The following is a 22,688-nucleotide window of genomic DNA, read 5'->3' as shown; positions in this document are numbered from 1 at the left end:
TAATCTTTTTTGTATGACCACGATCCAAACCCCGCGGGCCGTCAGGGACCTTGTCGTGGTCGGCCACGGCATGGTGGGCCACCGCTTCGTGGAGGCGCTCCGCAGCAGATCCGGCACCGAGAACTGGCGGGTCACGGTGCTCGCCGAGGAGGCCGACCCCGCCTACGACCGCGTCGGGCTGACCTCCTACACCGACGGCTGGGACAGGTCGCGGCTGGCATTGCCCGGTAATGACTACGCGGGCGACGAGCAGGTGCGGCTGCTGCTGAGCACTCGGGTGGTCCGGGTCGACCTGGCCGACAAGTCGGTGGTCGCCGCGGACGGCCAGCGTTACGGCTACGACACCTTGGTCCTGGCGACGGGATCGCGCGCGTTCGTGCCGCCGGTCCCGGGCCATGATCTGCCCGGCTGTCACGTCTACCGAACCCTGGACGATCTGGACGGGATCCGGGCGGACATCGAATGCATGCTCGAGGCCGGAAACGGGCGCGCCGGCGTGGTGATCGGCGGCGGGCTGCTGGGCCTGGAGGCGGCTAACGCGTTGCGCGCCTCCGGGGTCGAGCCGCACATCGTCGAGATGGCGCCGCGTCTGATGCCGCAGCAACTCGACGACGCCGGCGGGGTGCTGCTGAGCCGGATGATCTCGGATCTCGGCATCGCGGTGCACGTCGGTGTTGGCACCGAGGCTATCGAGCAGCTGACCCACGAGCACGGTTCGCCAAGCCTGCGGGTGCGCCTGTCCGACGGCACGGCGATTGAGGCCGGCCTGGTGATCTTCGCCGCGGGGGTACGTCCGCGTGACGAGCTGGCGCGTGAGGCCGGACTGGCAATTGCCGACAGGGGCGGGGTGTTGACCGACCTCTCCTGCCGGACAAGCGAATCCGATGTGTACGCGATCGGTGAAGTGGCGGCCATCGAAGGCGTCTGTTATGGGTTGGTGGGCCCTGGCTACACCAGCGCCGAGGTGGTCGCCGACCGGCTGCTCGACGGATCTGCCGAATTCGGCGAGGCCGACATGTCCACCAAGCTCAAGCTGCTCGGCGTCGACGTGGCGAGCTTCGGCGACGCCATGGGCGCCACCGAGAGTTCGCTGTCGGTGGTGATCAACGACCCGGTGAAGCGGACTTACGCCAAGCTGGTGTTGTCCGACGACGCGAAGACGTTGCTCGGCGGCATTCTGGTGGGCGACGCGTCCTCGTACGGCGTCTTGCGTCCGATGGTTGGCGCCGAGTTGCCCGGCGACCCGCTGGACCTGATCGCTCCGGCCGGCACGGGTGAAGGCAAGACAAGCCTAGGTATCAGTGCGCTGCCGGGCGCGGCGCAGATCTGCTCGTGCAACAACGTCACCAAGGAGCAGCTGTGCGAGGCGATCGGCGCCGGTTGCCACGATGTGCAGAGCCTCAAGGGCTGTACCAAGGCGGGCACCTCCTGCGGATCGTGCATTCCGCTGCTCAAAGAACTGCTGGTGGCCGAAGGTGTTGAGCAGTCCAAGGCATTGTGCGAACACTTCGCCCAGTCACGCGCCGAGCTGTTCCAGATCGTGCAGGTCACCGGAATCCGTACCTTCTCCGAACTGCTGGAGCGTTTCGGCACCGGCCACGGCTGTGACATCTGCAAACCCACCGTCGCCTCCATCCTGGCGTCCACCGGCTCCGAGCACATCCTCGACGGTGAGCAGGCGGCGTTGCAGGACACCAACGACCACTTCCTGGCCAACATCCAGCGCAACGGCAGTTACTCGGTTGTTCCGCGGGTTCCCGGGGGTGAGATCAAGCCCGAGCACTTGATCCTGATCGGCCAGATCGCCCAGGAGTTCGGCCTTTACACCAAGATCACCGGGGGACAGCGCATCGACATGTTCGGTGCCCGGGTGGATCAGCTTCCCGCCATCTGGCGCCAGCTGGTCGATGCGGGCATGGAATCCGGTCAGGCATACGGCAAGTCGCTGCGGACGGTCAAAAGCTGTGTCGGGAGCGACTGGTGCCGCTACGGCCAGCAGGACTCCGTGAAGATGGCCATCGACTTGGAGCTGCGGTACCGCGGTCTGCGTGCGCCGCACAAAATCAAGATGGGGGTGTCGGGCTGCGCTCGGGAGTGCGCCGAGGCGCGCGGCAAAGACGTCGGCGTGATCGCCACCGAAGTCGGCTGGAATCTCTATGTCGGCGGCAACGGCGGGATGTCGCCCAAGCACGCCCAGTTGCTCGCCAGCGACCTCGACACCGAGACGGTGTTTCGCTACGTCGACCGATTCCTGATGTTCTACATCCGCACCGCTGACCGGCTGCAGCGCACCGCGCCGTGGATCGAGTCGATCGAGGGCGGCCTGGACCACGTCCGCGACGTTGTCTGCGACGACTCGCTGGGGCTGGCCGAGGAGTTCGAGGCCGAGATGGCCCGCCACGTCGACAACTACACCGACGAGTGGAAGGGGGTGCTCGACGACCCGGAGAAGCTGTCGCGGTTCGTGTCCTTCGTCAACGCCCCCGACGCCGAAGACCCCACCGTCGCGTTCACCGTGCGCGACGGCCGCAAAGTCCCTTTACCCGTCCCAGTCCTGCGTTCATCTGAGGAGGCATCATGAACAACAGCAACATCGAAACCTGGACCACCGCATGCCATTACGACAGTCTGCTGCCCGGACTCGGGGTCGGCGTATTGCTCCCCGACGGCAAGCAGGCGGCGTTGTTTCGGCTGGACGACGGTTCGATCCGTGCGGTGTGCAACATCGACCCGTTCTTTCGGGCGGCGGTGATGTCGCGTGGGATCGTCGGTGACCGCGGGGGGCGCCTGTCGGTCATCTCGCCATTGAAGAAGCAGGCGTTCGCCCTCGACGACGGCAGCTGCCTGGATGACCCCGACATGTCGGTGCGGGTGTACCCGACCCGCGTCACCCCGGACGGTTACGTGCAGATCGGCCAGGTCAGTCCGGAAAGGGCTGTCGCCTAGCCGGCCGCCTGGCCCATATTCAGATCCATGTCCGCCTGGTCCACCGCCAAGCGGTAACCACGCTTGACGACGGTGGCGATGATGTTCTTGTCGCCCAGGCTGGTGCGTAGCCGCAGCACAGCGGTCTCCACGGCGTGGGTGTTGGCGCCATGACCAGGCAGCGCCGCCAGAAGCGTCTCGCGCGAGACGACTCTGCCCGGTTGGTGGGCCAGTGCGCGCAGGGTGGCCATGCCCGCGGGCGAGACCGGCTTGGGCACCCCGTCGACGGAGACGCCGCTGCCGCTGATCTCGATGCGGTGACCCGCCGCGGAGATGATGTGGGTGCGCAGTCGCGGTAACTCGTCGGCGATGTGCCGGGCCAACGCGCCCAGCCGCATCCGCTTGGGGGCCGACGTCGGAACACCCAACAGTTCCAGTGGCCGCGCCGTCAACGGCCCGATGCACATGGCCTGTACGTCGGACCGCAGTGCGCGCAACAAGGCGTCGGAGATACCGAGCTCGGCCGCACGAGTCAAGGTCGCCATAACCGCGGCGGCGGAGGTGAAGCTCACCGCGTCGAACTGCCGCTGCGACATCTGGATCGCCAGTTTGTCGAATTCACCGCCGGGCCGAGCCGGCCGCCAGCGATAGACCGGGATGGGCAATACCTCGCCTCCGGATTTGCGGAGCTGCTCGAGCAGCTCCGGTACCGGGTCCCAGTCACCGGTGGTGCCGTGCAGCTGAACCGCGATGCGGGCGCCGGCGATGTCGGACTTGAGATAGTCGGCGATGGCCGCAGACGACTCGGAATCGGGAGACCACTCCTCGGGCAAGCCGACGGTGCGCAACGCTCCCACTGCCTTGGGGCCACGGGCCACGATCCGTGCGGTGGCCAGGGCCGCGATCAGCTGGTCGGCGAGACCCCATCGGTGTGCGGCGCCGATCCAGCCGCGGAAGCCCATCGCGGTCGTCACCACGAGCACGTCGGGCGGCGCCTCGATCAAGGATTCGGTGCGCCCGCGCAGCGCGATGTCGTCGGTCAGATCGATCATGGTGATGGCCGGGGCGGCACAGACCGTGGCGCCGTGGCGCCGAAGCAGGTTGGCCAGCTCGTCAGCGCGACGCGCTGACGTCACCGCGACGCGGTAGCCGCAGAGGGAGCCGGCCACGTTACGCCGTAGCCATCGCGGCGAGCGCGGGCTGCGCGGGCTGCACGACGAAGATCGGCCGACGCACGTACCGCAGCCACGTCAGCGCCCCGGCGACGACGTAACCCACCAGGAAGATGCAGAAGGCCGAGGTGGCCGAGCCGCTGGTCATGTACGACTGGCGCAGCGCCAGGTTGATCCCCACGCCGCCGAGGGCGCCGATGGCACCGGCGAATCCGATCAACGCCCCGGACATGGCCCGTGCCCATTGCCGCCGATCGTTCTCGCGCATGTCCAGGCGGTGGCTGCGGGCCTCGAAGACCGACGGGATCATCTTGTACACCGAGCCGTTGCCGATTCCGGACACGATGAACAGCGCCACGAATCCGACGACATAGCCCACCATGATGGCCCCGGATGTGGGGCCGCTGCGGTTGCCGTCCATGGTGCTCACGGTGACGAGGAGTCCCGAGGCCGCGAACAGGCCGCCGAAGGCCGCCAGCGTGACGCGACTGCCATCCAGGCGATCCGCCAGGCGGCCGCCGACAATCCGGGACAGTGACCCCAGCAGCGGTCCCACAAAAGCGATCTGGGCCGCGTGCAGCGAGGCCTGCGCCGGGCTCTGACCGCCCCCGACGAAGCTGATCTGCAGCACCTGGCCGAACGCGAAGGAGAATCCGATGAACGAACCGAACGTCCCGATGTAGAGCAGTGCCACGATCCAGGTGTCGAGTTCGGGAAGGATCGACCGCATCGCGGTCAGATCGGCTTTCTGCCCGTCGAGATTGTCCATGAACAGCGCCGCTCCGAGGGCGGCTACCGCGAGCACCACCAGGTAGATCGCACACACCCAGTACGGCTGCCGGTTACCGGCGGTGGCCAGCACCGCCAGGCCGACCAGCTGGATCAGCGGCACGCCCAGGTTGCCGCCACCGGCGTTGACCGCCAGCGCCCAGCCCTTGAGCCGGTGTGGGTAGAAGGCATTCACGTTGGTCATCGAGGCGGCGAAGTTTCCGCCGCCCAGGCCGGTCAGCGCGGCGCAGAACAGGTATGGCCACAGGGGGAGACCCGGGTGTGCCAACAGGCCCATCATCGCCACGGTGGGGATCAGCAACACCAGCGCCGAGAAGATCGTCCAGTTCCGACCGCCGAATGCGGCCGTGGCCAGCGAGTACGGTATGCGCAGCACGCCGCCGGCCAGGGTGGCGGTGGCCGCGAGCAGGAACTTGTCGCCGGCGGTGAAGCCGTAGACCGCCTCCGGCATGAACAGCACCATGACTGACCAGATCGACCAGATCGAGAACCCGGCGTGTTCGGCAATGGTCGACCAGATCAGATTGCGCCGTGCGATCCTGTCGTTGCCGGCGGTCCAGGCCGCGGTGTCCTCGGGGTCCCACCTTGTGATTACGTGTGAACGCGCCATGAAGTCACGGTAGAAATCTTTCGTTACCGCCGTGCTGCCCGAAATGACCCGCTCGTGAACTTCTCCTCACGCACCTGGTCAGCGGCGTTGCAGGCATCGACTCACGACGCGCGGAAGGCGCCCCTGGGTGCGCGGCGGCCGACCCGGGATGGGGCGCCCGGCAGGGGCATTCGACAGGGCAGGCTCAGCGCACCGAGATGGGCGGCTGAGCCGTGATGAATCGGTCGGCGACGATCCGTGCGATCCCGGGGTGAGTGCCGAGCGGCTTGGTCACCAGATCTGCACCTGCGTCATGCAGCCGGCGCTGGAACAGGCCGTCGGCCAACAGGTACGACGCCACCACAACGCGGCCTGCTCGGCGGCTGCGCAGGCACGCCACGGCCTCGCTGACACGGGGTCCGCCGGTGGCCGCGAATGCCAGTTCGACGGGCGAATCGATCAGCGCGGACAGCATCTCCGTGGCCTGGATCAGGTCGTTACGCGCCGCGGGGTCCGATGATCCGGCTGCCGCGAGAATCACCGAATCTCCAGCACGCCAGCCAGATTCGATCAGCCGAGCGGCGACCACCGCGGCCACGCGTGGGTCGGGTCCGAGCGCCGGAGTGAGGGTGACGTCCGGGTGTCCACTGGCGGCCACGTGGGTGGGTACGTCGACCCGGACGTGGTAGCCGCGCGCCAGGAAAGCGGGCACCAGAACAGCCGGACGGCCGCTGCCGGCCTCCGCGGCAAGGACTTCTGCCGGACTGGGTCCCAGCACGTCGACGAACGCCACCCGGACCGGTTGCGCCAACACCGATCCCACGCGTTCGGCGAGCTCTCCGATCATGACGATGCCCTCGGGGGCCCGGGTGCCATGCGCGACCAGGACTGGGATCACGCGGCGCCCTGCTCGCTGTCGACCGCCAACCGGTACCCGCGTTTGACCACGGTGGCGACGATCTGGCTGTCACCGAGCGCGTTTCGTAACCGCAGTACCGCGGATTCGACCGCGTGCGTGCTGGTGCTGCGGCCCGGGAGCGCCCGCAGCAGCGTGTCGCGAGCAACCACGTGGCCCGGACGCTGTGCCAGCATGCGCAGGGCGGCCAGGCCAGCGGGCGAGACCGGCATCACCACGCCGTCGACCAGGACCCGGCTCTCCTCGATCACGATGCGGTGACCTGCGGCATTAACGGCGGTACTCATGTACAACATTTAGCTCCACTCCATGTCAGCGGTGTTACCGACCGATTTCCGAACGGTTGCTCGATCGGGCCAGTGGCGTCGATCACGCCGATACCTTCTCGGTGTCCCGCGCGACGGCGGCGCGCTGGGCTCGTCGATCCAGCGGAGGGCGGCGGACGTACATCACCCAGGTCAATCCCGCAGCCGCGCAGTAAGAGGCCAGGAACACCCAGAACGCCGGCGTCTCGCTTGCGAAGCTGGCGTATGCCTGCCGCAGGATCAGGTTGATCGCCACCCCGCCGAGCGCTCCTACCGCGGTGGAGAACCCGATCAATGCGCCGGAATGCGAACGTGCCCAGTGGCGACGCTCGGCCTCACTGCCGTCCAGTGAACGGCTGCGGGCCTCGAAGATCGACGGGATCATCTTTAGCACCGACCCGTTTCCCATCCCGGCCAGAAAGAACAGCACCATGAACGCGACGATGTAGAACACGATCGTCGATGTGGACGCGCGGCTGTTGTGGTCATCGATGGTGCTCGTGATGACCAGCACCGCGGAGGCCACGATCATGCCGAGGAACACCACCAGGGTGACCCGACCGCCGCCGCGGCGGTCGGCTACCCGGCCGCCGTAGATGCGAGACAAGGCGCCCAACAGCGGTCCCAGGAAGGCGATTCGGGCGGCGTAGAGCGCTGCCTCGGCGGGGCTGTGGCCGGCCTTCTCGAAGGTGGCGTGCAGTACCTGGGCGAAGGCGAAGGCGAATCCGATGAACGAACCGAATGCTGCGCAGTACAACGCCGACACGATCCAGCTGTCGGGGACCGACAGAATCGAGCGGATTCCGCCCACCTCTTGCCGGCCGTGGTCGAGGTTGTCCATCCACAGCGCTGAGCAGACGCCGACCACGGCCAGCAGCACCAGGTAGATTGCGCAAACCAATTCGGGTTTGGTGTTGCCGACGGTGGCCAGGACCACCAGGCCGACAAGTTGGATGGCCGCGACCCCGAGGTTGCCGATACCGCCGCACAGCCCAAGAGCGATTCCTTTGAGGCGTTGCGGGTAAAAGGCGTCGACGTTGGCCAGCGCCGCGGCATAGTTGCCGCCACCCAATCCGGTCAACGCTGCGCACACCATGTACATCCAGAGTGGTTTACCGGGATTGACGAGCAACAGCAGCGTCCCCACGGTGGGGATCAGCAGAATCAGCGAGGAGAACACCGCCCAATCCCGGCCACCGAACTTTGCGTTTGCGCGCACATAGGGAACGCGGGCGCATCCACCGATCAGGGTGGCGACCGCCGCCAGCAGCAGCTTGTCACCGGCTTTGATGCCGTACACGGATTCGGGCATGAACAGCACGACCACCGACCACAGCGACCAGATGGAGAACGCGACATGCGTACTGGCGGTCGACCAGATGAGGTTGCGTCGTGCGATCGCGGCATTGCCGTCCTCCCACGCCGCGCCGTCCTCCGGATCGAAATTGCTGATGTGGCGCTTCGTCATACGGTCTCCTCGGGCTCCGGGGCCACCGCCACACGAAGAATCTCGCATCACGATGGACGGAGTGCGAACCTACCGAGCCGATCTGGCAAGCAGCGGAGCGGAACCTGAAAATGAGTTGGAGCGCCGGGTCGCGAGTGGTACGCGTCACGTATTCGTGTCAGGCGCAGCGTATTTCGCCTGGTTGACCCGCCCCTCGCCGAAGCGTTGCGTTCGGTTGGAAACGTCTGTCAGCTGACTGGAAACCAGCCGTCGAAGGCCTTCGCGAATTGGAGATACAGCGGAATTCCGATGGTCACGTTGTAGGAGAACGTGAGTCCCAGCGAGGCGGCAAGTGGCACGGTCGGACTGGCCTCGGGAATGGCCGCACGCTGAACCGCGGGTACCGCGATGTAGGACGCCGAGCCGCACAGCACCGCGAACAAGACGTAGCTGCCGGTCTCGAAGTGGGTGCCGGTGAGCAGGGCATAGACATGGATGAGGATGATCCCGCTGATCGCAAACAGGTTCGGAGCCAACAGTCCGAAGGCGATCAGTCCACGACCCGCGCTGCGGAGATCCTGGAGCTTGCGTGACGCCGTCATGCCCATCTCAAGCAGGAACAGGCAGAGCATCCCTTGGAAGGCCGTAACGAAGACACGATCGTCGTCCTCGATGACGGAGGCGCCCTGCAGGCGACTGACAAAGCCGATCATGATCCCACCGAACAGCAAGAAGAGTCCCGGGTTGAGCAGCACTTCGCGCACCAGTGCACGAGTGCTCGGCACCGAAGTCGGAGAAGCCGCGGTAGTACCTGACCCGTTGTGCTCCAACTTTTCCCGTGACAGGTCGATCTCGTCCTGAACTCCTTGGGTGCGCCGCGTGGCGGCGCTTCCGCCCACCTGGGCGGCCCCGACGAGTTGTCGACTGGCCTGCCGGGTGTAGCCGGGCTCGTCGGCCATATTGCCCAGCGCATCCACTCCGCGCTCCCGAATCCGCGCGACCAGAATGAGGGCCACCATGCAGCCCGGGATCTCCATCACCGCCAGCATCACCGGCATGTATGCGTCGAAGACGATATCCAACGTGGCGAGCACCCCCACGCAGGTCGCGAACGTGCCGGCCGAGTCCGAACCGTAGTAGCCGGCCACGGTGGCCCGATCGATCCGGCGCATACGTGTCATTCGCGAGAGCAGGCCGTAGGCGATGAATCCGATGGTCAGGTTGGTGAAGAAACCCAGCACCATGAATCCCAGAACACTGCCGATGCTCGAGGCGTCGAGCATGGCGAGCTCTTCACCGCCGCGCCAGCCGATGGCCAGCAGCAAATACAAAGTGAGGCCCTGATAGAGCACCTGAGGGAATTCGAACTTGATCCGCAGCAGTGGGATGAGGAACCCCATGTAGAAGAAAAGCAGCAAGGGCTTGAACAAGTTGTGGGTGAAGTTGTGCCAGAACTCGTACAGCATGAGGGTTTCTCTCCAGGGGTTTCGCGTACAGGGCCAGGGCAAGCCCGCGACGGTCACACCATAGGTGCCGTTTTGTCGGGCGTCTTGTCGAAGTCGGCCCCTGGAAGCGATTGGCAGCAGAGTGGCAGGGAGTCAGTAATTCGTGCCTCCCGGCCTGTGCCGTCGGCATGCTGGGTGCGTTGTGCCCGTGGGGATCTGGCGCCGCGAACGTGCAGCTCAACGCCGCGATTGCCACGCCTCTGGAGAAAAGCGAACCTCAGCCGGGTGGCTCACAGCAGGTTCCCGGGTGAGCGAAGCGCACCATTAAGTTAATGAATAATCCATGCGGTGACCCGATCGCACGGGTGATTCTTATGAACGAGCCGGCGATGCGGGCGTCCCGGAGGGTCTACCGCGCGGACACCCGGCGTGCACCAGCCGTCTATCGGACGTTCACCGTGGGCTACCAGACGTGGCCGTCGCGCCAGTCGCAGGCGAGCGCCGCGCCGGTGTCCAGATCGATGCCGACCGGCATCACGAACACAGAGCCGTCGGCCTCGGGGGTCCGGACCGGTCCGGTGGGTGAGAGCACCGACGTCGCTCCGCGCCACAGCAACCATCCGCGCGCGGTGTAGAGCCGGTGGCCGATGCCCGGCGAGCTGAGCGCTCCGAGTTCGAAGGCGCCCCGGATCACCTGCTCGCATGCCTGCAGGACGGCGGTGGCCAGGCCGCGTCCGCGATGTTCGGCGGCCACCGTGACGGCTTCGACATAACCGCAGCGCAGGGACCTGCCGCGGTGGAGGAGCTGACGCCGAATCACCGAACCGTGGGCGATCAGGGTGCCGTGATGCCAGATCAGGGCGTGCATACCGCCGAGCGCGTGCTGCCAGTCGGCGTCGGAGAGGGTGCCGCCGGAGGCCTCCGTCACCAGCCGCTGCGCGCCGCGACGGGTCTCATCGTCCAGATCGCTGGTATGGATCAACCGGGCGGTGTGCAGCTGGCCGGGCACTCGGGCCTTCCTACCAGGTGGAATGCGGCGCGGGGTGCTGGCGCGGTCGCGACCAGTGCATCCGCACGGTCTGTCCCGGTCGGACCTGAGCCAGCGTGTCGATGTCGTCATCGACGACGACGCCGATCACCGGGTAGGCGCCGGTCACCGGGTGGTCGGGGCCCAGGATGATCGGGAAACCGTTCGGCAGGATCTGGATGGCCCCCCGGTCGGTGCCCTCTGCGGGCAATTGCCTTTCGGGCCAACGGTATTCCAGTGGCATTCCCACCAGGCGCATGCCGACGCGGTCGCTGCGGTTACTCACCAGCCAGTTGGTCCGCACCATGATGTCCGGGTCGACGAACCAGTCATCGCGCGGCCCGGGCGTGACCCGCAACTCGACCACATCGTCGGTGATGGTCGCCACCGGCGCCTGGTCGATCTCGGGATAGTGGCCAGTGCGTTCGCCGATCCGCACTACGTCGCCGTCGCGTAACGGAGCGGGGCCGATCTCGCCCATCACGTCGTAACTGCGTGAACCCAGCACCGGCGCGACCTCAATGCCACCGCGAACTGCCAGGTAGCTACGCAGGCCTGATCGGGGGGTGCCCAGCGACACCACCTGACCCCGGCGGACCCGCTGGATGCTGTTGGTGCCGAAAGTGACTCCATCGACCTGGGGGTCGGTGTCGGCACCGGTGACGGCGATGTCGACGTCCCCGCCGCAGACCCGCGCGGAAAACCCGCCGAAGGCCACTTCGATGGTGGCCCGATCGTCGGGGTTGGCCAGGAGCCGGTTTGCCAGCTTGTGCGAGCGACGGTCGGCTGCGCCGGAGGTGCTCACGCCCAGGTGTGCGAGGCCGGCCCGGCCCAGATCCTCGACCAGGGCCAAGGGGCCGGTGTGCAGAATCTCCAGTGAGGTCGTCATGGCGGTCACGCGGCCCGAAACTGTACGGACAGGCCCGGTGTCAACAGCGCCGGGTGGGGCCGGTCCAGGTCCCACAGGACCGCGTCGGTGTGGCCGATGACCTGCCAGCCGCCCGGCCACTGACGCGGATAGATACCGCTGAACTGGCCGGCCAGCGCGACCGAGCCGGCCGGGACCGCGGCACGCAACTCGGCCCGGCGCGGAACCTGCAGTCGCGGATCTCCGCCGAGAAGGTAGGCGAACCCCGGTGTGGATCCACCGAACCCGACCAACCATGGCGTGGCCGTGTGGGCGTTGATGATCTGGGCGACACTCAGGCCGGTGTGCTGCGCCACCTCGGTCAGGTCCGGCCCGTCAAAAATGACGTCGATCACCACATCGGCGGGGCGGTGCGGGGCGCGGGCCGCACTGGCGTCGGTGTCGACGCTCAGGTGCGTCAGGCGATGCCGGATGCCCGCCAGATGGCGAGGGGCGGCCAGCTTGACCAACACGGTGTGCGACGCCGGGACGATGTCGACGACTCCGGGCAAGGCGGCCGAATGCAGCGCCGCGGTCCAGGACAGGACGTCTGTGGTCGAGTCGAACTGCAGCAGCAGGGCGCTGTCGCCGTAGTCGAGGATCGCGTCGGTCTTGGTGAAAGGGGGGAATTCCAATGCCACGCTCATGCCACGACGGTAGCCCCCGATCCCGCCGAATAGTGATGTAGAACACAATTCTGCGAGGGCTGCCAGAGGGGTCTTACCGAACGTCCAGAGTTGGGCCTAACCGGTGATCGTCGCGATGAGCGCCGGCAGTTCTGCGGCCACCACCGGATAGCTCAGGGGCGAGGCGAACGCGATGGCGCCGGCCTGTTCCTTGGTGGTGAAGACGGAGCGCGACTCACACGCGGCGATCTCGGGGTCAGCCAACAACGCCGAGCGCTCGTCGTCGCTCTCGGTGGTCCAGATCAGCACGTCAGCGTTGCGCAGTGTCGGCCCGAGCCGGTCCTGTTCGATCAGCGGCGGAGCCTCGGCGACGGTCAACCCCATCTGGCCCAGAAATGCCGTTCGCCAGCCGGTGGCGACGCTCGCCGCGCCCCGGTCGAGGCGCCCGTCCAGCAACAGCACCTTCTTCCCGGCGAAGCCGGGGTGCGCGGCGGCGACAGCGGTGAACGCGGCGTCGACGCCGTCGACCAGCGACTGCATCTGCTGACCGCGATGCACCGCTGTGCCGATGGCGGCGGCCTGAACCTTCCAGGGTTCGAAGAAGGCCTGCGCGTTCGGGCCGCCCGACTGCGGCACGGTCGGTGCGATCGCCGACAGCTTCTTATAGGTCTCGGCGTCCACGCCGGCGTTCGTGGCGATGATCAGATCGGGCTTGAGGTCGGCGATCGGCGTGATGGCGATCCCGTCGGCCAAAGTCAGCACTGCCGGCTTGGCATCCCCGAGCTGGCGCCGCGCCCACGGCCAGACCCCGAAGGGCTGATCGCCGAACCATTCGGTGACCGCGATCGGGACCACGCCCAGCGCCAACAGGTCGTCCTGCCCGGTGTAACCGGCGCAGACCACCCGGCGCGGAGGCTCTGGAACGGTCGTCTCGCCGAAGAGGTGCGTGATGGTGACCGGCCCGGGCGCCGCGTCGTTGCCGTGCTTGTTCGATGAGCAGGAGGTCAGCAGCGCGGCGGCGCCGGCTGCGCCACAGAGGCCCAAGAACCCCCGCCGGCTCCACTGGTCGGACATCGCGTGAGATTAACTCCGATCAGGCGGGCTCGCCATATCCGCCGCCGCCCGGGGTCTCGATCACCAGCACGTCACCGGGTTTCAGGTCGGTGGAATCGCATCCGGCCAGCTCGGTCACGGTGCCGTCCGCGCGTTCCACCCGGTTACGGCCCAACTCTCCGGCCTGGCCGCCTGCCATTCCGTAGGGCGCAACTCGCCGGTGCCCCGTGAGCACGCTGACCGTCATCGGCTCGAGGAACTCGATTCGCCGCAGCCCGCCGTCACCACCGCGCCAACGTCCCGCCCCGCCACTGCCGCGGCGAATCGAGAACTCGCGCAGCAAGACCGGGAAGCGCATCTCCAGGATCTCGGGGTCGGTCAGCCGCGAATTGGTCATGTGGGTCTGCACCACCGAGGCGCCGTCGTAACCCTGGCCCGCACCGGAGCCGGAGCCGAGGGTCTCGTAATACTGGTGGCCGGCGTTGCCGAACGTGACGTTGTTCATGGTCCCCGAGCCTTCGGCCTGCACACGCAGCGCAGCCAGCAAGGCGCCGGTGACGGCCTGGGAGGTCTCGACGTTGCCGGCGACAACAGCGGCCGGGTAAGCCGGCGACAACAGCGTGTCGGCCGGGATCCTGATCTGCAAGGGGCGCAGGCAACCGTCATTGATCGGAATGTCGTCGGCCACCAGAGTTCGGAAGACGTAGAGCACCGCGGCGGTGGCCACCGAGGACGGCGCATTGAAATTAGACGACAGTTGTGCGGAAGTTCCGTCGAAGTCGATGATGGCGTTGCGCGCCGCGCGGTCGACGGCGACCCGCGCCGCGATGGTTGCGCCGGAATCCATCTCATACCGGAACTGGCCGTCATCGAGGGAATCGATGACCCGGCGGACGGCTTCCTCGGCGTTGTCCTGGACGTGGCCCATATACGCCTGGACGACCTCCAGGCCGAAATGGGAGATCATGGAATGGATCTCGTCGATGCCCTTGCGGTTGGCGGCGATCTGTGCCCGCAGATCGGCGAGGTTGGTCTCCGGGCTGCGTGAGGGGAACGCGGCACCCGCCAGTAGTTCCCGGGTCGCCTCTTCGCGGAACTGCCCGTCATCGACCAACAGCCAGTTGTCGAACAGTACGCCTTCCTCGACGACCGAACGGCTGTCCGCAGGCATGGAACCGGGTGTGGTGCCGCCGATCTCGGCGTGGTGACCGCGTGAGGCGACGAAGAACAACACCGGATCACCGGCGGTGGCACCTGCGGCGTACACGGGAGTGACGACGGTGATGTCGGGCAGGTGCGTGCCGCCGTGGTAGGGATCGTTGACCGCGTAGACCTGACCGGGCCGCATGGTCGATGCCCTGCGTGCGATCACCTCCTTGACGGTCGCGCCCATCGATCCCAGGTGCACCGGGATATGCGGTGCGTTGGCCACCAGATTGCCGTGCGCGTCGAACAGCGCGCAGGAGAAATCCAGCCGCTCGCGGATGTTCACCGACTGGGCGGTGGCCTCCAATCGGGCGCCCATCTGCTCGGCGATGGCCATGAAGAGGTTGTTGAAGATCTCCAGCAGGACCGGATCGGCCGCGGTGCCCGCGCGCGCCGGTGCGGTCGTGCTGAGCCGCTGCAAGACCAATTGCCCGTCGGCAGTCATCTGCGCCTGCCAGCCGTCGTCGACCACGGTGGTGGCGTTGTCCTCGGCGATGATCGCCGGCCCGGTCACCACGCCGGTGATCGACTCCCGCTGATACAGCGGTGCATCGCGCCAGGCGCCGCCGGTATACAGGCTCACCACCTCGCTACTGCGGGCGGATCTGGTGCCGGCATCTGGCGAGAACAGCTCGGGTTGCGTGGTGAGGCCGGTTGCCTCCACGGCCACCGCCTCGGCGACCAGCGGGCGTTCCATCAGAAAGGAGTACATGCTGCGATGGCTGTCGTAGAACTCCGTCGTCATCGCGGTCAGGCCACCGAGCTCGACGGGAATCGGGGTGTCGGTGCCCTGGTAGCGCAGGTGCACACGGCGGACGACCTGGATTCGCTCGGGCGAGACATCCTGGGCCGCAAGCTCGGTGCGCGCCTGCCGTTCCAGGTCGTCGGCCACGTGGTGCAATTCGTCGAGCGCCCCGGCGTCCAGCGGGATCTCCATCGCGCGCTCACGGATCACGGTGGTGTCGGCCAGTCCGATCCCCAGGGCGGAGAGCACGCCGGCCATGGGCGGGACCAGCACGGTGCGGATCCCGAGTTCGTCGGCGACCGCGCAGGCGTGCTGGCCGCCGGCTCCGCCGAAGGTGGTCAGCGCATACCGGGTGATGTCATGGCCCTTGGCCACCGAGATCTTCTTGACGGCATTGGCCATGTTCGCCACCGCGATGCGCAGGAATCCTTCGGCCACCTGTTCGGGGCTGCGCTCGTCACCGGTGGCGCTGTGGATCTCGGCGGCCAGGGCGGCGAAGGACCGTTCGACGGTCGCGGCGTCCAGCGGCTGGTCGCCGGCCTCGCCGAACACCGCCGGGAAGTGGGCGGGCTGGATCCGCCCGAGCATGACGTTGGCGTCGGTGACGGTCAGCGGACCGCCGCGCCGGTAGCTGGCCGGTCCCGGGTCCGCGCCGGCGGACTCCGGGCCCACCCGGTACCGACTTCCGTCGAAATGCAGAATCGAGCCGCCGCCGGCGGCGACGGTGTGAATGTGCAGCATCGGCGCCCGCAGCCGCACCCCGGCCACCTCGGTGGTGAACACCCGCTCGTATCCGCCGGTGGCCGCGCTGTAGTGCGACACGTCGGTGGACGTCCCGCCCATGTCGAATCCGATCACCGCGTCAAAGCCGGCCAGCGCGGACATGCGGACCATGCCGACGATCCCGCCGGCGGGCCCGGACAGGATCGCGTCTTTGCCGCGGAAGTGATCCGCTGCCGCCAATCCCCCGTTGGACTGCATGAACATCAGCCGCACGTCGGTCAGCTGGTCGGCGACCTGTGCCACGTAGCGGCGCAGTACCGGCGAAAGGTAGGCATCGACGACGGCGGTGTCGCCACGGGGAATCAACTTGGGCAGTGGACTGGCCTCGCACGACAGGGAGACCTGGCTGAAGCCGATTCGGCGGGCGAGTTCGGCGATCGCCTTCTCATGAGCGGCATTGCGGTAGCTGTGCAGGCACACCACCGCGCAGGCGCCGATACCGTCGGCGTGGGCGTCGCGCAGTGGCCCGGCCAGGGCCTCCAGATCGGGTGCCCGCAGCACGGTTCCGTCGGCCGCGATGCGCTCGTCGACCTCGATGGTGCGTTCGTAGAGTTGCTCGGGGGCCACGATGTGCCGGTCGAAGATGCGCGGCCGATTCTGATAGGCGATCCGCAGTGCGTCGCCGAACCCACGCGTGATGATCAGCAGGGTGCGCTCACCGGCGCGCTCAAGCAGGGCATTGGTGGCCACCGTGGTGCCCATTCGCACCGATTCGATCAGTCCGGCGGGAATCGGTGCGCCGTCGTCAAGGCGCAGCAGTGCGCGGATTCCGGCCACGGCCGCGTCGCGGTAGTGGCCCGGGTTCTCCGAGAGGAGCTTGTGGGTGAGTAGGTGGCCATCGGGGTGACGCGCCACGATGTCGGTGAACGTGCCGCCCCGGTCGATCCAGAACTGCCATGTACCCGACACGGGTCACATTCTGCCGTCGATGGGCGGGGGCGGGGAAGGCAGTCCGGCGCTGCTGGGCCCGGTGAGCAGTGCGACCGCGAAATCGGCATAGGTGCGTGCGGTCTCCTCCGGCGTGGCGGGCCCGTCGGCGTTGAACCACTGCGGCAGTGAGGTGCACATGGTCGTGATGGCGCGTCCGGCGATCCGGCGGTTCAGAATGTCGCCGACGTCTACGGCGCACTCTCGAGCGCAACGGTCGATGGCTGCGTCGAGCATGTGCTGCAGCTGATTTCGCGAGTCAGCGATCCGTTGGCGATTGGCGGTGTTAAGGCTGCGCATCTCGCTGGCTCCGATGAACGCCAGCTTCTGGCGGTGGGTGTGGAACAACGCCAAGGCTTCTACGGCCAGGCGCACCTCATCGAGGCCGGACGTGGCCTCGGCGCGGGCGGCGTCGACGCGCCAGTGCAGTTCGGTCATGGTCAGATCGAGGATCGCGACCAGCAGGGTCTGTTTGTCGGGGTAATGGTGGTAGATCCCGGGAACGCTCATCCCGGCGCGGGCGGAGATGTCCCGCATGGTGCTGCCGTGGTAGCCGGTCTGAACGAAGGCGTCGATGGCCGCGGCCAGCACGCCGTCGAGCGAAAGGGGCGGAAAGCGTCGCCAGTCGCGGGGGTCTGCGGCGGCGTCGCGGTCCTGCGCGCTGTGCAGAGTGGCCGGGTGGCGGGCGACGGTGCCGGCGAGGATCTGGGCCGGAGTCACACCGAGCGCCCCGGCGCACTCCTGAAGCCGCGAAACCGAGATCCCGGTCTTGCCGTTCTCGATCGCACTGACCGTGGCGGGGCTGACCCGAAGGCACTGCGCGAGTTCGCGGACGGTTAGGCCCCGGGCGCGGCGTGCGGCGCGGATCGCGGTCCCGCACTGCGCCGAATCTGCCACCGGTCACCTCCACTGTTGTTCAGGAATACTGAACTATACCGGAGCGGAGGTGGTGCCAGTACGCCGTTTTTTGACGGCAAATGCTCCTCTGTGTCACAGTCCGTAGTGTTCGGGCCGAGTGATCGGTCGGTCAATGCGAGTGGGTGATGGGGTGACATGGCGATCGAGTTGAGCTATTCGCCGGACGTGACGGCGCTGGTCGAGAAAACGCAGGCATTCATCGAAGAGGTGGTTCTGCCGGTCGAAGACCGACACGGTGGCGACATCGCTGCCGCGGGCGGGGACGCCACGGTCAAGGAACTGCAGGCCGCAGCCCGCGACGCGGGCGTGTTCGCGCCGCACGCGCCCGTCGAGTACGGCGGGCTGGGGCTGAACATGTCCGACCGCGCGCCGGTGTTCGAGGCTGCCGGCTATTCCCTGTTCGGCCCGTCGGCGGTCAACATCGCCGCCCCCGATGAGGGCAACGTGCACCTGCTGGCCGAGGTGGCCAGTCCCGATCAGAAGGCTCGCTACCTTGCGCCGCTGGCGGCCGGCGAGGTGCGGTCTGCCTTCGCCATGACCGAACCTGCGCCGGGCGCGGGCTCGGATCCGGCGGCGCTGGCGACCACCGCCGAACGCCGCTCCGGGGATTGGTACATCAACGGCCGCAAGTGGTACATCACCGGCGCCGACGGTGCCGGATTCTTCATCGTCATGGCCCGGACCTCCGGCGAGGCCGGCCAGCGCGGCGGGGCCACCATGTTTCTGGTGCCCGCCGACACCCCGGGCCTGACCGTCGGGCGACACATCCCGACCCTGGACCGCTCCATGGTGGGCGGGCACTGCGAGGTGTTCTTCGAGGACGTCCGGGTGCCCGACGAGGCGGTGCTGGGTGAGGTGGACCGCGGTTTCGAATACGCCCAGGTCCGACTGGGGCCGGCGCGCATGACGCACGTCATGCGATGGCTCGGCGCCGCGCGTCGCGGCCATGACACCGCGTTGTCGCACATCGTCACGCGCGAGGCGTTCGGGTCGGCGCTGGGTGATCTGGGCATGATCCAGAACATGGTGGCCGACAACGAGATCGACATCGCCGCCACCAGGTCGCTGCTGGTGCGGGCGTGCTGGGAACTGGATCAGGGCGGCAACGCCGGCGATGCGACGTCGATCGCCAAGACCTTCGCCGCCGAGGCGATCTTCCGGATCGTCGATCGCAGCGTGCAGATGTGCGGCGCGCTGGGCGTCACCGAGGATCTGCCGCCGGCTCGGCTCTCCCGCGAGGTGCGCCCGTTCCGGGTGTACGACGGCCCGTCCGAGGTGCACCGCTGGGCCATCGCCAAGCGGCGGATCGGTGCGGCGCGGCGGGCGCGCAAGGACGCCGCCCGGTGACGGTCCAAGCGCTGGATCCGGTCGCCCTGCGGCAGTACCTGGTCGCGCACGGCGTCCCCGTCGCAGGTGAGCTCACGGTCGAACTGATCGCCGGTGGCCGGTCGAACCTCACCTTCAAGGTCAGCGACGAAGCATCGGCGTGGGTGGTGCGCCGCCCACCGCTGGGCGGGCTCACTCCCTCGGCGCACGATGTGGGCCGCGAGTTCGTCGTTACCGACAAGCTCTACGGCACCGGAGTTCCGATCGCCCGGCCCGTCGCGCTGGACGCCGAAGGCGTGGTCTGCGGTGCCCCGCTGACCGTGACGGAGTTCGTGACCGGCCGGGTCTATCGGCACAAGGACGACCTGGATTCCCTGACGGACGCGGAATTGGCGGCCAACGCCTCGGCGCTGGTTCGGGTCCTGGTGGACCTTCATGCGGTGGACTATCGCGCCGTCGGCCTCGAATCCTTCGGCAGGCCCGACGGATTCCTGGAGCGCCAGGTGCGCCTGTGGGCCCGGCAGTGGGACCTGGTCAAGACCGGCGAGGCCGATGCCGCACTCTCCGAGGACGTCGAGAAACTGGCCGCTGCCCTCAGCGAGAGCATCCCGCAGACCTCCCAGCCCTCGGTGGTGCACGGAGATTTCCGCATCGACAACACGATCTGCGATCCGGAGCACGCGGACCGGATCCGGGCGGTGGTGGACTGGGAGCTGTCCACCCTCGGTGATCCGCTCACCGACATCGCACTGATGTGTGCCTACCGGTCGCCGGCGTTCGACCTGGTCTTCGGCCACCCCGCGGCCTGGACCAGCGAGCGCCTGCCGTCCGCCGACGCCCTGGCCGAGCAGTACGCGCAGCTGTCCGGCCGCGACTTGAGCGACTGGAGCTTCTACCAGGCGTTGGCGAGCTTCAAGATCGGCGTCATCGCCAAGGGGATCACCCACCGCGCCCAGCACGGTGCCAAAGACGTGCAGAATGCCGATGTAGCCGCGCAGGCCACGCCGGAGTTCATCGCCGCGGCACGAAAAGCTTTGAAGCAGAACTAAAAAGACGAGAAAGGTGAGTCGGGTGAGCGTACTGGACAAGTTCCGCATGGACGGCAGAGTCGTCGTGGTGACCGGGGCATCCTCGGGCCTCGGGGTGTACTTCGCCAAGGCTTTCGCCGAGGCCGGTGCCGACGTCGTGCTGGCGGCGCGGCGCGTGGAGAAACTGGCGCAGGCGGCAGATCTGGTGGCGGCCGCGGGCCGGGTCGGCCTGCCGGTGGCCACCGACATCGCGGACCCCGACGCCGCCACGGCAATGGTGGAGGCGGCCACGGAGCGGTTCGGCCGGGTCGACGTGCTGATCAACAATGCCGGAATCGGGACGGCGCACCCGGCCACCCGCGAAACCCCGGAGCAGTTCCGCGAGGTGATCGACGTCAACCTCAACGGCGCCTACTGGGCGGCCCAGGCCTGTGGACGGGTGATGCAGGCGGGCTCGTCGATCGTCAACATCTCCAGCATTCTCGGCCTGACCACCGCCGGTCTGCCGCAGGCGGCCTACGCAGCCAGTAAGGCCGGGCTCATCGGTCTGACCCGGGATCTGGCCCAGCAGTGGGGTGGGCGCAAGGGCATTCGGGTCAACGCGATCGCGCCGGGCTTCTTCGCTTCAGAGATGACCGAGCAGTACCGGCCGGGCTACCTCGAGAGCGTTTCTGGCCGAATCGTGCTGGGCAAGATGGGGGACCCCGAGGACCTCGCGGCCTCGGTCCTGTGGCTGGCCTCCGATGCCGGCGGTTACGTCACCGGGCAGACCATCGCCGTCGACGGTGGCTTCACGATCAACTGAAGCCACGCGACCCGCGCCCGCCGCCTGCGACGGGCTCGCGCTAGCCTCGGCGGATGGAACCCGGGCGAGATGGCCCGCCTGATATCGCGGGCATGCTGCTTGACCGTCTTGGCGATCAGCATCTGGGACTGCGTACCCGGCAGCGGGACTGGACCTGGGACCAGGTGGTTCGGGAGTCGGCGGCGCGGGCTGCGCTGGCAGCCGCGCTGCGCCGCGACGGGCCGTTTCACATCGGCGTGCTGCTGGACAATGTTGCGGACTTCGTGTTCTGGCTTGGCGCCGGAGCGCTGGGCGGCGCGGTCATCGTCGGCATCAACCCCACCCGTGGGGACGCCGAGATGGCCGCCGAGATCCGGCACGCGGATTGCCAGCTGATCGTCACCGACACCGCGGGCATGGATCGGCTACGCGGCCTGGATCACGGCCTGGACCCCGCGCGCGTGTTGATCGTCGACGATCCCGGCTACGCGGCCCTGGTCGAGGGGCACCGGGTGGAGCCGGAGACCGCCGACGGCGTGGGCTCGAAATCGCTGCTGCTGTTGCTGTTCACCTCCGGCACCACCGGCGCCTCCAAGGCGGTCAAGTGCAGCCAGGGCCGCCTGGTTCGGATCGCCGAAGCGGCCACCACCAAATTCGGCCACGTCCGCTCCGACGTCGACTATTGCTGCATGCCGCTGTTCCACGGCAACGCGATCATGGCGCTGTGGGCGCCCGCACTGGCCAACGGTGCCACGATCTGTCTGACGCCGAAGTTCTCGGCGTCGCAGTTCCTGCCCGACGTGCGCTACTTCGGCGCAACGTATTTCACCTACGTGGGCAAAGCCCTGGGCTACCTGTTGGCCACCCCCGAACGGCCCGACGACGGGGACAACACCCTGGTTCGCGGCTTCGGCACCGAGGCCTCCCCGCAGGACCAGGCCGAGTTTCTCCGCCGCTTCGGCGCGGTGCTGCATGAGGGCTACGGCTCCAGCGAGGGCGGCAACGCCGCGATACCGGACCCGGCGGCGCCGCCCGGCGCGCTGGGGCGTCCGGCGCACGCGGGCATCGCGATTGTCGATCCGAAGACCCGGGCCGACTGCGCCACCGCGATTCTCGACGAGCACGGCAGGGTGTGCAACGCCGACGACGCGGTGGGAGAGATCGTCGACAAGACGGGTGCGCGCAACTTCGAGGGCTACTACAAGAATGACGCCGCCGACTCCGAGAAGGTTCGCGACGGGTGGTACTGGACCGGCGACCTGGGCTACTTCGACGAGGCCGGGTTCGTGTATTTCGCCGGCCGGCGGGGCGATTGGATCCGGGTCGACGGCGAGAACACCTCCGCCCTGACCATCGAGCAGGTGCTGCGCCGGCATCCGCTGGTCATCAGTGCCGGTGTCTACGCCGTTCCCGATTCCCGCTCCGGCGACCAGGTGATGGGCGCCATCGAGGTCGCCGACCCCGACAGCTTCGACGTCTCGGCCTTCGCCGGATATCTGGCCGCCCAGCCCGATCTGGGCAGCAAGGGCATCCCGCGGTTTCTGCGGATCTCGGCGGGCTTGCCGGTCACCGGTTCGAACAAGGTGCTCAAGCGTGAGTTGCAGCTGCAGCGTTGGCACACGCGCGAGCCGGTGTACCGCTGGGTCGGCCGGGGTGCCCCCGAGTACACCCGAATGACCGACGCCGACAAGCGTTGCCTGGACGCCGAATTCACGACCTACGGCAGGCAGAGCTACCTGCGGGATCAGGGGTAGCGGAACGGTCCCCGGG

General features: G+C 67.7%; 17 protein-coding genes and 1 pseudogene. 6 read left to right on the top strand and 12 right to left on the bottom strand.

Annotated elements, in window-relative coordinates:
• The first annotated feature begins 13 nt into the window (after positions 1 to 13).
• On the top strand, positions 14 to 2,581 hold the full coding sequence (gene nirB, locus BST15_RS06545; protein ID WP_046188668.1) for a nitrite reductase large subunit NirB: 2,568 nt from the start codon (positions 14 to 16) through the stop codon (positions 2,579 to 2,581).
• The gene (gene nirD / locus BST15_RS06540) at positions 2,578 to 2,946 is read left to right on the top strand and encodes a nitrite reductase small subunit NirD (protein ID WP_046188667.1); all 369 of its coding nucleotides are present in this window, start codon (positions 2,578 to 2,580) and stop codon (positions 2,944 to 2,946) included. Before nirB ends, nirD begins: the two co-directional genes overlap by 4 nt.
• Here the strand turns inward: nirD and BST15_RS06535 are convergent.
• The 12 genes and pseudogenes from BST15_RS06535 to BST15_RS06480 all read right to left on the bottom strand — a co-directional run bounded on the left by BST15_RS06535 (position 2,943) and on the right by BST15_RS06480 (position 17,759).
• On the bottom strand, positions 2,943 to 4,094 hold the full coding sequence (locus BST15_RS06535) for a uroporphyrinogen-III synthase (RefSeq protein WP_046188666.1): 1,152 nt from the start codon (positions 4,092 to 4,094) through the stop codon (positions 2,943 to 2,945). The two genes, nirD and BST15_RS06535, sit on opposite strands and share 4 nt — an antisense overlap.
• Before the next feature lies 1 nt (position 4,095).
• Positions 4,096 to 5,496: a nitrate/nitrite transporter gene (locus tag BST15_RS06530; protein ID WP_046188665.1), complete on the bottom strand. Its 1,401-nt coding sequence runs from the start codon at positions 5,494 to 5,496 to the stop codon at positions 4,096 to 4,098.
• A 184-nt stretch (positions 5,497 to 5,680) separates the two neighbouring features.
• Positions 5,681 to 6,373 carry a sirohydrochlorin chelatase gene (locus tag BST15_RS06525; RefSeq protein WP_046188664.1) on the bottom strand — a complete coding sequence of 231 codons (693 nt, stop codon included), beginning with the start codon at positions 6,371 to 6,373 and terminating at the stop codon, positions 5,681 to 5,683.
• Positions 6,370 to 6,675 (bottom strand): annotated as a pseudogene (locus BST15_RS06520) (winged helix-turn-helix domain-containing protein); the annotation flags it as partial. The gene BST15_RS06525 and the pseudogene BST15_RS06520, both read right to left, overlap by 4 nt.
• An 85-nt stretch (positions 6,676 to 6,760) precedes the next feature.
• A complete protein-coding gene (locus tag BST15_RS06515; RefSeq protein WP_046188663.1) occupies positions 6,761 to 8,164 on the bottom strand; it encodes an MFS transporter in 1,404 nt (467 codons plus the stop codon).
• 227 nt (positions 8,165 to 8,391) lie between these two features.
• Positions 8,392 to 9,609 (bottom strand): sodium-dependent bicarbonate transport family permease, encoded by a 1,218-nt coding sequence (locus tag BST15_RS06510; protein WP_046188662.1) that lies wholly within the window; start codon positions 9,607 to 9,609, stop codon positions 8,392 to 8,394.
• A 442-nt stretch (positions 9,610 to 10,051) separates the two neighbouring features.
• Complete coding sequence (locus tag BST15_RS06505; protein WP_109370697.1) at positions 10,052 to 10,597, bottom strand: GNAT family N-acetyltransferase; 546 nt, start codon at positions 10,595 to 10,597, stop codon at positions 10,052 to 10,054.
• A gap of 10 nt (positions 10,598 to 10,607) precedes the next feature.
• On the bottom strand, positions 10,608 to 11,504 hold the full coding sequence (locus BST15_RS06500; protein ID WP_046188694.1) for a 5-oxoprolinase/urea amidolyase family protein: 897 nt from the start codon (positions 11,502 to 11,504) through the stop codon (positions 10,608 to 10,610).
• Between the two features lie 5 nt (positions 11,505 to 11,509).
• Entirely contained in the window at positions 11,510 to 12,169 is a 660-nt protein-coding gene (locus BST15_RS06495; RefSeq protein WP_046188661.1) for a 5-oxoprolinase subunit B family protein, read from the bottom strand.
• 96 nt (positions 12,170 to 12,265) lie between these two features.
• Positions 12,266 to 13,222: an ABC transporter substrate-binding protein gene (locus BST15_RS06490; protein WP_046188660.1), complete on the bottom strand. Its 957-nt coding sequence runs from the start codon at positions 13,220 to 13,222 to the stop codon at positions 12,266 to 12,268.
• Positions 13,223 to 13,241: 19 nt separating this feature from the next.
• The gene (locus BST15_RS06485; RefSeq protein WP_046188659.1) at positions 13,242 to 16,844 is read right to left on the bottom strand and encodes a hydantoinase B/oxoprolinase family protein; all 3,603 of its coding nucleotides are present in this window, start codon (positions 16,842 to 16,844) and stop codon (positions 13,242 to 13,244) included.
• Between the two features lie 3 nt (positions 16,845 to 16,847).
• The gene (locus tag BST15_RS06480) at positions 16,848 to 17,759 is read right to left on the bottom strand and encodes a TetR-type transcription factor C-terminal domain-containing protein (RefSeq protein ID WP_046188658.1); all 912 of its coding nucleotides are present in this window, start codon (positions 17,757 to 17,759) and stop codon (positions 16,848 to 16,850) included.
• A gap of 156 nt (positions 17,760 to 17,915) precedes the next feature.
• Here BST15_RS06480 and BST15_RS06475 point away from each other — a divergent pair, with 156 nt between their 5' ends.
• Genes BST15_RS06475 through casI form a run of 4 tightly spaced genes read left to right on the top strand, consistent with a single transcriptional unit; the run spans position 17,916 to position 22,672 of the window.
• Complete coding sequence (locus BST15_RS06475; RefSeq protein WP_046188657.1) at positions 17,916 to 19,127, top strand: acyl-CoA dehydrogenase family protein; 1,212 nt, start codon at positions 17,916 to 17,918, stop codon at positions 19,125 to 19,127.
• Positions 19,124 to 20,155, top strand: a complete 1,032-nt coding sequence (locus tag BST15_RS06470) for a phosphotransferase family protein (protein ID WP_046188656.1) — start codon at positions 19,124 to 19,126, stop codon at positions 20,153 to 20,155. Before BST15_RS06475 ends, BST15_RS06470 begins: the two co-directional genes overlap by 4 nt.
• A 22-nt stretch (positions 20,156 to 20,177) precedes the next feature.
• Positions 20,178 to 20,939, top strand: coding sequence for an SDR family NAD(P)-dependent oxidoreductase (locus tag BST15_RS06465; protein ID WP_046188655.1), 762 nt, complete (start codon positions 20,178 to 20,180; stop codon positions 20,937 to 20,939).
• Positions 20,940 to 20,992: 53 nt separating this feature from the next.
• A complete protein-coding gene (casI, locus tag BST15_RS06460) occupies positions 20,993 to 22,672 on the top strand; it encodes a steroid-22-oyl-CoA synthetase (protein ID WP_083070869.1) in 1,680 nt (559 codons plus the stop codon).
• The last annotated feature ends 16 nt before the right edge of the window (positions 22,673 to 22,688 follow it).

The sequence above is a fragment of the Mycolicibacter arupensis genome, assembly GCF_002086515.1.
Taxonomy (GTDB): domain Bacteria; phylum Actinomycetota; class Actinomycetes; order Mycobacteriales; family Mycobacteriaceae; genus Mycobacterium; species Mycobacterium arupense.
Note: the sequence above shows the minus strand (reverse complement) of the source record. Positions and strands in the feature narration are given on the sequence as shown.